Origin of the sequence: Aeromonas caviae, assembly GCF_000819785.1 — a bacterium.
GTDB classification, from domain to species: domain Bacteria; phylum Pseudomonadota; class Gammaproteobacteria; order Enterobacterales; family Aeromonadaceae; genus Aeromonas; species Aeromonas caviae.
Genome location: NZ_CDBK01000009.1, coordinates 1 through 11,629, shown reverse-complemented (window position 1 = coordinate 11,629; position 11,629 = coordinate 1). Strand labels below are relative to the sequence as shown.

Sequence of the window (11,629 nt, the reverse complement as noted above, 5' to 3'; positions counted from 1 at the left end):
CCGTGGCAGAGTCGGGTGGGGTGGACCAGCCACTCGCCGGCTGTGGACGGGAGGGGGGTCGGCATGACACGTGTGCGAGGTTGCCTGCCTCAGGTTGCCTGACACTGTTTCATCTGGGTGTTGAGGGCCTGCATCACCTGACGACGGCTGATGATGCCCGTCACCTTGCCTCCCTCCATCACTGGATAGACCTTGGGTCTGGCCCCGGCCATCTGGCGGGCGAGATCCACGATGTTGTCATCGGGAGAGACGAACAGCGGGGCCCGGCTCATCATATCTTCGACCAGAGTACGGGTGTCGCAGTGATAGCTGCCCGTGAGCAGGGCGGGAATGCAATCCTGCTCGGAGAGAAATCCGACGAGGTGCTGATGGTCATCCAGTACCGGCAGGCCCCCCAGGTTTGCCCGATGGAGTCTGTCCAGCGCCTCGGCCAGACCGAGGCCGGGGTGCAGTGAGTGGGTCAATGGCTGCATATGATCGCGAATTTGTAGCATGATGGTGGCTCCATGGGGGTCGATGGGGCCACTATGCCCGGTGACCGTGACAGGGGGCCAATGGGTTTTGCCTCGGACATCGATAGGTCATGGCCGATGAATGGGCCCTCCGTGCGATCCTGCATGGATCGGGGAGGGCGACAACCACAAGGAGAGGGTATGCGTGCATTGGTAACGGGCTGTGGCCGTCGCCTGGGATTCTATCTGTGCGAGCAGCTGGTGGCCGCTGGCTGGCAGGTGACGGGCAGCTATCGCAGCGAACGGCCCGAGCTGGATCGTCTGCGAGACGTGGGCGTCGAGCTGGTACAGGCGGACTTCACCCGGGAAGAGGAGGTGGGCGCCGTGGTGACGGCGCTGGCGGCCCATGAGGATCTTGCCCTGATCATCCACAATGCCTCCGCCTTCGAGCCCCAGGCGGCGGATCCTGCGGTGCAGCTGGCCCAGTTTGATCAGTTCTACCGGGTACACATGGCGGCTCCCTTCCAGCTCAACCGGGCGCTGGCCCCCGCCCTTGCCCGCCAGCCCAACGGGGGCATCATCCACATCACCGATATCTACATCCATGCCCCGGCGCCCCAGTTTGCCGCCTACGTGGCCACCAAGGCGGGAGCCCATTCCCTGGCCATGAGCTTTGCCCGCGAACTGGCACCCGCCGTGCGGGTCAACACCATAGAGCCTGGCCCCATCCTGTTTCTCGACGAGCACGGGGATGACTGGCGCCAGCAGGTGCTGGCGAAGACGCCGCTGGCGCGGGAAGGGGGTCTGGAGCCCATCTGGCAGGCGGTACAGATGCTGATGAAGAACGACTACATGACCGGGGCCAGCATCCGGGTGGACGGGGGGCGCGCCCTCGCCGTCATCTAGGGCAAGGCGGGCCGCCATGACATGAGGCGCCTTTGGGTGCCTCATGTGTGTGAACGGCTCAAGGGTGCCGGATGGCGGCGTGCCGGGAAGGGGGGCCGGGGTGGCCGTTGCCGGGAAGCAGGGCCTCGTCTTGCTGGCAGAGATGGATGGGGGCCTGGCCGATGCGCTGCTTCGCAAACACCTTGCTGCCCGGCAGGCCGAGGGTCACCTTGCCGGAGTCCACACTGCCGCCCTGATACATCTCCGCCAGCAGATCCCCCAGGTAGGCATCCACCCCGGCCTCGGCGAAGTCATCCCGTTCGCCGCAGGCCAGTATGTCGATGTCCAGTGGCCTGTCCGCCACCTTGCACAGGGGGTGGCTGCGATCCCGGCCATGAGCCAGCTCCATGGTGACAAACTCGGCCTTGAGCTGGACGGGGGAGAGGTCGCTCTGGACGACGAACAGGCAGTTGAGGAAGTCGTGGCGTGAATGCATGCCCACGGGCTTGGTCTGGATGACGGAACTCAGGTGAAGGCGACCAAAGCGGGCCAGCAATTCGGCGACGGCCTGACTGACGTGCAGGGAGGGGTCGAGATTGGATCCAATGCTACAGAGGTAAAACATGCTTTCCATTCCTTGGGTTGGGCTCGTCTGAAATATATACGCAGCTCACGGTTATGGGATTCACTATGAATTAACATGTCGTTATCTGTTGTGATCCAACGCTGATTGGCAGAAAGGAGGTTTGCATGAGCGTAGAAATGAAATGGGCACTGTTGGCCGCGTCAGGGGCCCTTGCCATGATCATTGTCATCTGTGTGGCGTCCGTCGGCCTGGCGTGAATCCGGCCTCGGTGAGCAATCAAACCGGCTTTATGGCCGGTTTTGCTTTTTGGGGCAGTGCGGATATGCTGGCTCCCCCATGACGAATCGAGACCGCAGAAGATGACCAAGGTTCGGCCCCGCTCCCTGCTCCAGGTAGTACTGATGGGCTTCGTGCTGGTGCTGATGCCCCTGGGGGGCATGATCTGGCACGACAGTCAGGCTCTCTCCCACCTGGGCCAGCTCACCAGCGACGAGATGGAACGTGCGGTGCGGGACACTCGCCGGGCGACGCTGCTCTCCACTCAGGCCATCGATCTGGAGCGCGCCCTGCGCCGCTATGCGGTCCTGGGTGATGACCGCATCCTGGCCAGTTATCGGCAGCAGCTGGTGCGCTACCGGGAACTGCTCGCGACCCATCAGGACTCCATCCCGGATGCCGAGGTCTACGGAGATCTCGAGGCGACGCTGGTCTGGCTCGACGGCCTGCAGGATCTGCGCAAGGCCAGGCAGGAGGCGACCAGCCCCCGTTTCACCGACTTCAACGAACTGAACCAGCAACTGGAAGTGGTCACCCGCAGCCAGGTGGATGATCACGTGACCCGCATGCGGGGCGCCATCGTGGAGCTGAAACAGCAGATCTGGTGGGTCAGCGGCTTCGTGGTCGGGCTCAGCCTGCTGCTGGTGTTGCTCTTTACCTACCTCATCATCCACCCGGTACGTCAGATTGAGTCGCGGATCCTGAGTCTGGGCGCAGGCGTCGAGCCGGATCAGCGCCCGGTGGATGGCCCGGCCGAACTGGTGCTGCTGGGGGAGCGGATCAGCTGGCTGCACGACAAGCTCAAGGAGCTGGAACAGCAGAAATACCAGTTCCTGCGCCACGTATCCCACGAGCTGAAAACCCCCCTTGCCGTGCTGCGGGAGGGGGCTGATCTGCTCTCGGAGCAGCTGGTGGGGCCCCTCAACGGGGATCAGCAGGAGATCTGCCAGATGCTGGAGGAGAACAGCCGCCGTTTGCAGACCCTGATCGAGCGGCTGCTCGACTTCAATCGCCTCAGCCAGCAGGAGGTGTTCACCCTGTCCGAGGTGCCCCTGGCGCCCTTGTTGTCAGACTTGTCCGAAGAGTACCGGCTCGCGCTGGAATCCAAGCAAATCAGTGTACACTTGCCGCCCGAGCCCATCAGCCTGCGGGCAGAGCCCTACCGCCTGCGACTCATCCTCGACAATCTCTTTTCCAACGCGGTCAGCTATGGCGCCAGGGGCGGACAGATCTGGATCCGCGCCGGGGCGGGAGCGGGCGGCGGCTGGCTGGAGGTGGCCAACGAAGGGCCTGTCATCCCGCCAGACGAGCGGGAGCGCATCTTCGAGCCCTTTGAACAGGGCAGCATAGTGCGCCAGGGATTGCTGAAAGGCTCCGGCATGGGCCTCTCCATTGCCCGTGAGTCTGCCATGAGTCTGGGCGGCGAGCTCAGGCTGATCGAGGATGCCCAGGCGGATGTCTGTTTCCGGCTGGATTTGAACGTGCGCCCGAGCTGACGGGCGTGGCGGCGACCCCGCAGGTGCGGGTGGCGCCTTGACACCGAATATTGAGAGGAGCGGGCAGGTGCCTGTTCCCCACCAGGATCTGAAGTGACATTCAAGATGAAACGATTTGTGATTCCCGTATTGATGATAGGCCTGCTCGCTGGCTGTTCCCTGCTGCCTTCTACCAGCCTCACCGAGCCTTCCCAGGAGGCGATCGCCAGGCGGATGGAGTTTGCCAACAAGGAGATGCAGGTGCGCCTGCAATACTCGGACTGGCTGCTGGCCAGCCATCCCCAGCAGCGGATGCAGGAGCGCCAGCGACTGGCCGGCGCCACCGACCTCGAGAGCCGGGTCAGCCTGGCCATGGTCAACACCCACCCGTCCGAATCGGTGGCCAGTCGCCGGGCCGGGCTGGATCAGCTGAAGGCTCTGTTGCCGGAGCTCGGTCTCGATGCCCAGGCCTTCCTGCGCAGCTGGATCGCCCTCGGGGAGGAGCTGCTGGTGCGAGACAGCCGCCGCGACGATCAGAGTCAGGAGGTGAAGCGTCTGCGCCAGCAGATAGAGCAGCTCTCCGCCATCGACGAGCAGCTCAACCAGCGTAAGCTCAATGGGGGAGGTCAGCCATGACAGCTCCGGACCGCGCCGTAATGACCGCGTTTTTCGCCAAGAGGGGGTGAGAGCATGAGCCGTATTCTGCTGGTGGACGATGATGCCAGCCTGCTCAAGCTGATGAGCATGCGCCTGCGCAGCCAGGGTTACGAGGTGGATACCGCCGACAGCGCCGAAGGAGCGCTGGACAGGCTGCGCCAGCAACGGGCTGACCTGGTGCTGAGCGATCTGCGCATGGGGGGCATGGACGGGCTGGCGCTGTTCGAGCGGATTCAGTCCCAGTGGCTCGGCATGCCGGTGATCATCATGACCGCCCACGGCACCATTCCCGATGCCATCCAGGCGACCCGCTCCGGGGTGTTCAGCTTCCTGACCAAGCCCATCGACAAGGACGAGCTGCTGGTCACCATAGAACATGCTCTCAGCCTGACCCGTCCGAAGCAGCAGCAGGAGTGGCAGTCCCTCATCCAGACCCGCAACCCGCAGATGGAGCAGTTGCTGATCCAGGCGAGCAGCATCGCCACCATGGACGTGCCCGTGCTGATCCTGGGCCCCTCCGGCGCCGGCAAGGGGGTGATGACCCAGGCGCTGCACCAGGCCAGCCACCGCCGCGACAAGCCGCTGCATACCATCAACTGTGCGGCTCTGCCCTGGCCCGTGCTGGACTTGCAGCTGTTTGGCGAGGATGGCCAGTCCGGCCTGTTTGCCGAGGCCAAAGGCGGCACCCTCTTCCTCGACGAGATAGGGGATCTGTCGGAGTCACTCCAGGCCAAGTTGCTCCAGGTGCTGGCGGAGTATGGTCAGGGCACCCCCGAGGTGCGGGTCATCAGCTCCAGCCATCAGGATCTGGTGACCGCCATGGAAGAGGGGCGTTTTCGCGAGGATCTCTTCTACCGCCTCAACGTGGCCAACATCACCCTGCCGCCTCTGAGCGCCCGCAGCGAGGATATCCCCCTGCTGGCCCGTCAGGCGCTGGACGATTACCGCAACCGTCACCCCGATTGTGCCGCCCTCGGCTTCTCGCCGGAGGCGCTGGCCCTGCTGGCCGCGGCGGCCTGGCCGGGCAACGTGCGCCAGCTCTGCGGAGTGGTGGAGCAGCTCGCCAGCCTCTGCTGCAGCCCGGTGATAGGCGCGGCCATGGTGGAGTCGGCCCTGAGTGGCGGTGGTGGCGGCATTCCCTCGTTCAACGAGGCGCGGGCCGAGTTCGAGAAGGAGTATCTGATCCGCCTGCTGCGCACCACGGAAGGCAACGTGACCCTGGCGGCCAACATGGCGGGGAGAAACCGCACCGACTTCTACAAGCTGCTGAATCGGCACGGCATCGAGGCGGCAAATTTCAAGTCGAAGGGATAAATGACAGAGGGGCGGCCCGTCGATGACGGGCCGCCCCTCTGGTTTCCGACCGAATCAGTTACCTTGCCAGGCTCAGGCTTATGCCGGGTCGCTGACGCCGCCGGTGGAGAGGGTCTTCTGGGAGAGCCAGAGGCCGCTCGCCTTCATCAGATAGCCAAACAGGGCGCCGATGATGAGGGAGGGCAGAATGAGCCGCCACTCGCCTGCGGCGCCGAAGGTGGCACAGCAACCGGCGAAGGTGCCGGGAATGTAGGCGAGCCACTGCTGCCTGGCCTGCACGCACATCAGGGTGGCCACCACCCCTGTCATCAGATAGCCCGCCATGCCGGCCCCCCACCAGGTCTCCCCGTGGATCAGCAGGAGTGCCCACAGCATGCCGGTGGTGTTGCACAACAGGGTCTGCAACAGCGCCTTGTAACCGCCACTCGAGGCGAAGTAGCTGGTGCAGCCGAGGAAGCCGACCCAGGAGATGAGACCGAGTGCGGCGGCCAGTCCACCCCAGACGGCGGAGAGGATCCCGGTCGTGATGGCGATGGCGAACAGTGGGCTCATGGCGTGACTCTCAGTGGTTGAATCCGGAAAAGGAGGCAGCCTACTCCGCGGTAGAGCGGCAGCAAGCGGGGGCCGGATTGTGTGTGATCCCGGTCACTCTTTGCAACTCTGGAATACGCTTGCGCTCGCGAAAAAAATTCATTGGAGGCGCCGCAGACCTTGTTCCATAGTTAGAGGCCCTGTCCTGCTCATGGAGTGAGTCTGATGGTGCCAAACGTGATCGTTCCTCTGCTGGTGTTCGTAGTGCTCTTCCTGGCCGGTACCATGGCCAAGGCACTGCCCCTTAACCAACTCATGTAATTCTGTGTGAAATAAAACTCGGCCGGGGCGGGTCTTATGGTTGTCAACCTCATCGTCCCGGGAGTTTTTTCATGTTGATCAAGCGCCGTACTTCTCATCACCCCACCGAACAGGATGTCACGCCGGAAACCGTCTATCAGGATCGTCGCCGCATCCTGAAAGGGCTGGGCCTGGGCGTCGGTGCCGCCACCCTGGCGTTTCCGGTGAAGGCCAGCCTGCTGGATCTCTTCGCACCGGACAAGCCGGCCACCGTGGCCCCCACCAGACCCCTCGACATCCGTGCCGCGACCCGGCCAGAGGGATTGATCCTCACCCCGGAGGAGAAGGCCACCACCCACAACAATTTCTACGAGCTGGGGACCGACAAGGGGGATCCGGCCCGCAACGGCCATTACCTCAAGCCCGAGCCCTGGACCCTGAAGGTGGAAGGGGAGGTAGCCAAACCCTTCACCCTGGATGTGTGGGATCTCATCAACAAGAGCACGCTGGAGGAGCGCATCTATCGGCTGCGCTGTGTCGAAGCCTGGTCGATGGTGCTGCCGTGGAACGGCATCTCGCTGGCGGAGCTTATCCGCCGTGCCGAACCGACCAGCCGCGCCAAGTTTGTCGCCTTCGAGACCCTGTTCGACCCGAAACAGCTGCCCGGTCAGGCCTCTGCCTCGCTGGGCGGCGGTATCGAGTATCCCTATGTGGAAGGGCTGCGCATCGACGAGGCGATGCACCCGCTCTCCTTCCTCGCCATGGGGCTCTACGGCAAGACCCTGCCCGCCCAAAACGGGGCACCAATCCGGCTGGTGGTGCCGTGGAAGTACGGCTTCAAGAGCATCAAGAGCATCGTCTCCATCCGCTTGGTGGAGGAGATGCCGCCCACCACCTGGAACCTGCTCGCCCCCAACGAATATGGCTTCTACGCCAACGTCAATCCGCAGGTGGATCACCCGCGCTGGAGTCAGGCCAGCGAGCGATTCATCGGCGAGGGCGGGCTGTTCGGTGCCAAGCGCCAGCCGACCCTGATGTTCAACGGCTATGGCGATGAGGTCGCCTCGCTCTATCAGGGGATGGATCTGCGTAAATGGTATTGAGACTGACGCTCTGTCCGACTGATCTCTTGCCTCCTTCTCCCCTGGTGGGAGAGGGGATGAGAAGCGGGAAAAACATGACGGGAACTGCAATATGATGCCGAGACTGAAAACAGCCCATGTCAACGGCTTGCGGGCGCTGGTGCACCTTGGTTCGATCGGCTTTCTGCTCTGGCTGGGCTATGCCGTGCCAGCCGGGCTGCTGGGGGGGGATCCGGTCCAGGGGCTGACCCATTACCTTGGCAAGGGGGCCCTCCACCTGCTGTTGCTGACCCTGCTGGTGTCGCCGCTCGCCAAGCGCTGGCGCCAGGGGCAGCTCATCAAGCTGCGCCGCCCCCTCGGGCTCTGGTGCGCCGCCTGGGCGTCCCTGCACTTCATGGTCTGGCTGGGGCTGGATCTGCAGTTCGACTGGGGGCTGATTGGCGGCGAGCTGGTCAAGCGCAGCTACATAGTGGTGGGCATGGTGGCGCTGCTGCTGTTGCTGGCGCTCGGCATCACCTCGATCCCGGCCCTGTTGCGTCGCATGGGGCCGGCCTGGCAGAAGCTGCACAACTGGATCTACGGGGTGGCTCTGCTGGTGCCGGTACACTACTGGTGGTCGGTCAAGAGCGGCTGGCAGGAGCCGCTCATCTATCTGGTGCTGGCCTGCGCCCTGCTGTGGCCACGTCGGGAAAAGCTGCTGCGCCCCTGGCGCAGGCGAGCACAAGTAGCCGGGAGGGGGGCGGCGCAACAGCCGTCACGCCCATAGCAAAAGAGGCCTATTCGGCCTCTTTTTTGGTGATCTCGCCGGTGTTGGCATCGACCTGCAACTGGACGCGCTGATCGTCGGCATTCAGGGTATCGACCTCGAATTTGTCCCCTTCCAGCTCCACTTCCCGAATGTCGTGATACCCTTGTGCCAGCAACAACTTGACCAGTCCGGCCATGTCGAGACGTGTCTGCGCCGCCCAGCCAAAGGTGGAAAAGAGGCACAAGATCAGCAGGATACTGCGTGGGATCATATTCATTCCGGATTCATGGCTGGCACACTATAAACGGCATTATGTTAGGTTTTGAGAGATGAATCACCCATGAATAGCGCGCTGCCCCTGCTTGGATTGCTGCTGCCGATGCTGGTTCAGGCGGCCCAGCCGAACGAGGCCTTGCTGCAACAGGCGGTCAGCGAGGGGCGGGTCCGCCCGTTTCATGAGTTGATGGAGGTGGCCTCCCGCCTGCCGGTGCGCGTGCTGCGCGTCGATCTGGGTGAGGAGGATGGCGTCTGGCTCTACGAGCTCAGGCTCATCGACGAGGAGAACAGCGTCATCAAGGTGGGCTACCGGGCTGACAATCTGGAGATGGTGTGGCTCAAGGGTCACCATCTGGAGCGCCTGTTCGCTCCGCGCCCGCCCCCGGAAGAGGAGTAACGGCGTGAGTCCGCGAACCTGCCGCCGTCCGGTTCGTCCCCCCAACCGTTGCCGGTGCCGGCACAACCCTGTTTTGGATACCCATGTATGCGCATTCTGATAGTTGAAGATGAAAAGATCCTCGCGGGCCAGCTGGCGGAACAGCTGCGTCTGTCCGGTTTCGTCACCGATCTCTGCCACGATGGCAACGAGGCGGGCTTTCTCGGCGAGACCGAACCCTATGACGCCATTATCCTGGATCTCGGCCTGCCCGGTCGCGACGGCCTGAGCGTACTGAAGGAGTGGCGCAGCAAGGGGATGGACACCCCGGTGCTGGTGCTGACCGCCCGTGGCCAGTTGCATGAGAAGATTGAAGGGCTCAACGCCGGGGCGGACGACTACCTCACCAAGCCCTTCCAGGTGGCGGAGCTGGTGGCGAGGGTGCAGGCGCTGGTGCGCCGGGCGGCGGGGAACGCCAGCTCCATCCTCGAGATCGGTGGCGTGCGTCTCGACATGGCGGCTTCCCAGGTGTGGTACGAAGGAACCCCCATCAAGCTCACCGCCCACGAGTTCCGGGTGCTGGGCTACCTGATGCAGCACAGGGGCAAGGTGGTGTCCCGCAGCGAGCTGATCGACCACATCTATGCCCAGGATTTCGATCGCGACTCCAACACCGTGGAGGTGTTCATCGGCCGCATCCGCAAGAAGACCCACGCCGATCTCATCGAGACGGTGCGCGGCCTCGGCTACCGGATCAACGAATGACGCGACCGCAACCGATGGCGGGGTGGGTTGAATGAGGCTGGTACGTACCCTGCGAGGTCGGCTGGTGGTGATCGCCATGGTCTGGTGCGGTCTCTTCCTGTTCGCCACCGGTTTCAGCCTGCAGACCATGATGCGCAACTACTGGCAGGAGGCGGAGGCCGATGGCTTGCGCCTGCAGCTCTACGATCTGCTCTCCCGCCTCGAGATCCAGCCGGACGGCATGCCGGTGGTCACCGAGCCCATGGCCGACCCCCGTTATCGCCAGCCCTACTCCGGCTACTACTGGCAACTGGAGCTGGGGGAGACGGTGGTCAGTCGCTCCCGCTCCCTGTGGGATGCCCATCTGAGCGCCCACGGCCTGAAGTCGGCTTTCGGCGATCCGGATCTCTTTGTCGGCAAGGGGCCCAACAAGGAGCCCCTGCTCATCATGACCCGTACCGTGCTGCTGCCGGGGTCTGATCGGGTCTTCACCCTGGTGATGGCCAAGGACAGCAGTGCCCTGACCCAGACCCTGAAGAAGACCCGCATCAGCCTGTTCCTCGGCCTCGGCTTCGCCGCCACCGGCCTGGTGCTCGGCTTCATGTTCCAGATCCTCTACGGCCTGCGCCCGCTGCACCTGCTACGCCGCGAGCTGAGCCGCGTCCATCAAGGTCATCAGGAGGGGTTCCGGCTGCGCTACCCCCTGGAGATCCAGCCGCTGGTGGAGGACATCAACCGCCTGCTGCACCACTATGGCGAGCTGCTGCAACGAGCCCGTTCCCACACCGGCAACCTGGCCCACGCCCTCAAGACGCCGCTCAGCATCATGCGCAACCAGGTGACCCAGTTGCCGCCGGAGGATCAGACCGCTCTTGGCGAGCAGCTCGACCAGATCCAGCGCCACATCGACTACCACCTCGGCAAGGCGCGGGTGACTGGCGCCGCCAAGATCCTCGGGGTGTCGACCCCGGTGCGGGCCCGGGTGGAGTACATCTGCCGCGCCTTCTCCCGCCTCTATCCCGGCAAGACGGTGGACTTGCAGGTGCCGGTCAATCTGGCGGTCGGGGTGGAGGAGCAGGATTTCGACGAGATGGTGGGCAACCTGCTGGAGAACGCCTTCAAGTGGTCCGCCAGCGAGCTGCGCATCTCCAGTGCCGAGCTGGGGGGATGGATCACCCTGCGCATCGAGGACGACGGCCCCGGCATGAGCGAGGATCAGATCGCCAAGGCGGTGCTGCGGGGGGTGCGCCTCGACGAGAAGGTGCCGGGCTCGGGCCTTGGCCTCAACATCGTCTCGGATCTCGCGGAAGCCTATCGCGGCAGCCTTATCATGGGGCGGGCCGAGCTGGGGGGGCTCGCCGCTTCCCTCTCCCTGCCCAAGGTGGCCAGGGTCGAGTGACGGGGCGCCCCTTTTGTGCCGCCGTGCTGGCAAGGGTGCGGCACCCGGCATAAGATACGTCTCTTGTTTCAGGTGTAGGAAGGGTAGCAATGACTGACGATCCTTGGGCTTTGTGCCATCTCGATGATTCGTTCGATGCCTCGGTGCTGGGCACCAAGGGGGCCCAGATCCAGTGGTTCGAGGACAGGGATGCCCTGATCCAGTTCCTGCTGGAGGATTTTGTCGACCTGCTGGCCGACGTGGGCGAGCTGGACGAGGATCAGACCGAGAGCGCCCGCGAGCGCTTCACCCTGCTGGTGGAGCAGAGCCCGGACGATCGCACCCTGATGGATGCCATCAACGATCTCGCCTCCGGCCTGCGCCGCATTGCCTGGCTGGGGCCCCTCTCCGAACTGGCGGAGTTGAGCGACGACTTCGCAAGCGGGCTGCGTGCCTTCTTCTGGAGCCAGTATGACGGTGACGAGGATGACCCCGAGGCCTGGGTGCCGGAAGATCTCTGGCCCCAGCTGGTGGAGTGTGCCGAAGAGT

Annotated in this window: 15 protein-coding genes; 11 read left to right on the top strand and 4 right to left on the bottom strand. The window is 63.9% G+C overall.

The features are described 5' to 3' along the window. Positions 1–89: 89 nt before the first annotated feature. Positions 90–494: a CBS domain-containing protein gene (locus tag BN1120_RS01065; protein ID WP_042014362.1), complete on the bottom strand. Its 405-nt coding sequence runs from the start codon at positions 492–494 to the stop codon at positions 90–92. A gap of 159 nt (positions 495–653) precedes the next feature. Between BN1120_RS01065 and BN1120_RS01060 the strand changes: the two genes are divergently transcribed. Beyond that, positions 654–1,358, top strand: coding sequence for an SDR family oxidoreductase (locus tag BN1120_RS01060; RefSeq protein ID WP_039039618.1), 705 nt, complete (start codon positions 654–656; stop codon positions 1,356–1,358). A gap of 58 nt (positions 1,359–1,416) precedes the next feature. Here the strand turns inward: BN1120_RS01060 and folK are convergent, their stop codons facing one another. Next, positions 1,417–1,962: a 2-amino-4-hydroxy-6-hydroxymethyldihydropteridine diphosphokinase gene (gene folK, locus BN1120_RS01055; protein ID WP_042014359.1), complete on the bottom strand. Its 546-nt coding sequence runs from the start codon at positions 1,960–1,962 to the stop codon at positions 1,417–1,419. Positions 1,963–2,087: 125 nt separating this feature from the next. Here folK and cydH point away from each other — a divergent pair, with 125 nt between their 5' ends. The 4 genes from cydH (at position 2,088) to BN1120_RS01040 (ending at position 5,645) form a co-directional block, all read left to right on the top strand. Continuing rightward, the gene (cydH, locus tag BN1120_RS21160) at positions 2,088–2,180 is read left to right on the top strand and encodes a cytochrome bd-I oxidase subunit CydH (RefSeq protein ID WP_010675981.1); all 93 of its coding nucleotides are present in this window, start codon (positions 2,088–2,090) and stop codon (positions 2,178–2,180) included. A 102-nt stretch (positions 2,181–2,282) separates the two neighbouring features. Then, on the top strand, positions 2,283–3,695 hold the full coding sequence (locus BN1120_RS01050) for a sensor histidine kinase (RefSeq protein WP_042014357.1): 1,413 nt from the start codon (positions 2,283–2,285) through the stop codon (positions 3,693–3,695). Positions 3,696–3,800: 105 nt separating this feature from the next. After that, positions 3,801–4,310 carry a hypothetical protein gene (locus tag BN1120_RS01045; protein ID WP_039039694.1) on the top strand — a complete coding sequence of 170 codons (510 nt, stop codon included), beginning with the start codon at positions 3,801–3,803 and terminating at the stop codon, positions 4,308–4,310. A 54-nt stretch (positions 4,311–4,364) separates the two neighbouring features. Beyond that, positions 4,365–5,645 (top strand): sigma 54-interacting transcriptional regulator, encoded by a 1,281-nt coding sequence (locus tag BN1120_RS01040; protein WP_041214273.1) that lies wholly within the window; start codon positions 4,365–4,367, stop codon positions 5,643–5,645. Positions 5,646–5,723: 78 nt separating this feature from the next. Here the strand turns inward: BN1120_RS01040 and BN1120_RS01035 are convergent, their stop codons facing one another. After that, positions 5,724–6,197 carry a DUF1097 domain-containing protein gene (locus BN1120_RS01035; protein ID WP_042014355.1) on the bottom strand — a complete coding sequence of 158 codons (474 nt, stop codon included), beginning with the start codon at positions 6,195–6,197 and terminating at the stop codon, positions 5,724–5,726. Positions 6,198–6,568: 371 nt separating this feature from the next. Here BN1120_RS01035 and msrP point away from each other — a divergent pair, with 371 nt between their 5' ends. Further along, the gene (gene msrP, locus BN1120_RS01030; protein ID WP_042014354.1) at positions 6,569–7,579 is read left to right on the top strand and encodes a protein-methionine-sulfoxide reductase catalytic subunit MsrP; all 1,011 of its coding nucleotides are present in this window, start codon (positions 6,569–6,571) and stop codon (positions 7,577–7,579) included. Between the two features lie 91 nt (positions 7,580–7,670). Then, positions 7,671–8,324 (top strand): protein-methionine-sulfoxide reductase heme-binding subunit MsrQ, encoded by a 654-nt coding sequence (locus BN1120_RS01025; protein ID WP_042014353.1) that lies wholly within the window; start codon positions 7,671–7,673, stop codon positions 8,322–8,324. Between the two features lie 10 nt (positions 8,325–8,334). Here the strand turns inward: BN1120_RS01025 and BN1120_RS01020 are convergent, their stop codons facing one another. Further along, positions 8,335–8,583, bottom strand: coding sequence for a PepSY domain-containing protein (locus BN1120_RS01020; RefSeq protein ID WP_010675973.1), 249 nt, complete (start codon positions 8,581–8,583; stop codon positions 8,335–8,337). 63 nt (positions 8,584–8,646) lie between these two features. Between BN1120_RS01020 and BN1120_RS01015 the strand changes: the two genes are divergently transcribed. The 4 genes from BN1120_RS01015 to BN1120_RS01000 all read left to right on the top strand — a co-directional run. Then, on the top strand, positions 8,647–8,979 hold the full coding sequence (locus tag BN1120_RS01015; protein WP_010675972.1) for a PepSY domain-containing protein: 333 nt from the start codon (positions 8,647–8,649) through the stop codon (positions 8,977–8,979). An 87-nt stretch (positions 8,980–9,066) separates the two neighbouring features. Further along, complete coding sequence (locus BN1120_RS01010; protein WP_005332666.1) at positions 9,067–9,723, top strand: response regulator transcription factor; 657 nt, start codon at positions 9,067–9,069, stop codon at positions 9,721–9,723. Positions 9,724–9,754: 31 nt separating this feature from the next. After that, positions 9,755–11,101, top strand: coding sequence for a sensor histidine kinase (locus BN1120_RS01005; protein ID WP_042014351.1), 1,347 nt, complete (start codon positions 9,755–9,757; stop codon positions 11,099–11,101). 89 nt (positions 11,102–11,190) lie between these two features. After that, on the top strand, positions 11,191–11,629 hold a 439-nt coding region (locus tag BN1120_RS01000; RefSeq protein WP_042014350.1), incomplete at its 3' end, for a hypothetical protein.

Bases quoted from the DNA above. Each gene is read 5' to 3' on its own strand.
- BN1120_RS01065 (WP_042014362.1), bottom strand. From the start codon at position 494: ATGCTACAAATTCGCGATCATATGCAGCCATTGACCCACTCACTGCAC.
- BN1120_RS01060 (WP_039039618.1), top strand. From the start codon at position 654: ATGCGTGCATTGGTAACGGGCTGTGGCCGTCGCCTGGGATTCTATCTG.
- folK (WP_042014359.1), bottom strand. From the start codon at position 1,962: ATGTTTTACCTCTGTAGCATTGGATCCAATCTCGACCCCTCCCTGCAC.
- cydH (WP_010675981.1), top strand. From the start codon at position 2,088: ATGAGCGTAGAAATGAAATGGGCACTGTTGGCCGCGTCAGGGGCCCTT.
- BN1120_RS01050 (WP_042014357.1), top strand. From the start codon at position 2,283: ATGACCAAGGTTCGGCCCCGCTCCCTGCTCCAGGTAGTACTGATGGGC.
- BN1120_RS01045 (WP_039039694.1), top strand. From the start codon at position 3,801: ATGAAACGATTTGTGATTCCCGTATTGATGATAGGCCTGCTCGCTGGC.
- BN1120_RS01040 (WP_041214273.1), top strand. From the start codon at position 4,365: ATGAGCCGTATTCTGCTGGTGGACGATGATGCCAGCCTGCTCAAGCTG.
- BN1120_RS01035 (WP_042014355.1), bottom strand. From the start codon at position 6,197: ATGAGCCCACTGTTCGCCATCGCCATCACGACCGGGATCCTCTCCGCC.
- msrP (WP_042014354.1), top strand. From the start codon at position 6,569: ATGTTGATCAAGCGCCGTACTTCTCATCACCCCACCGAACAGGATGTC.
- BN1120_RS01025 (WP_042014353.1), top strand. From the start codon at position 7,671: ATGATGCCGAGACTGAAAACAGCCCATGTCAACGGCTTGCGGGCGCTG.
- BN1120_RS01020 (WP_010675973.1), bottom strand. From the start codon at position 8,583: ATGAATATGATCCCACGCAGTATCCTGCTGATCTTGTGCCTCTTTTCC.
- BN1120_RS01015 (WP_010675972.1), top strand. From the start codon at position 8,647: ATGAATAGCGCGCTGCCCCTGCTTGGATTGCTGCTGCCGATGCTGGTT.
- BN1120_RS01010 (WP_005332666.1), top strand. From the start codon at position 9,067: ATGCGCATTCTGATAGTTGAAGATGAAAAGATCCTCGCGGGCCAGCTG.
- BN1120_RS01005 (WP_042014351.1), top strand. From the start codon at position 9,755: ATGAGGCTGGTACGTACCCTGCGAGGTCGGCTGGTGGTGATCGCCATG.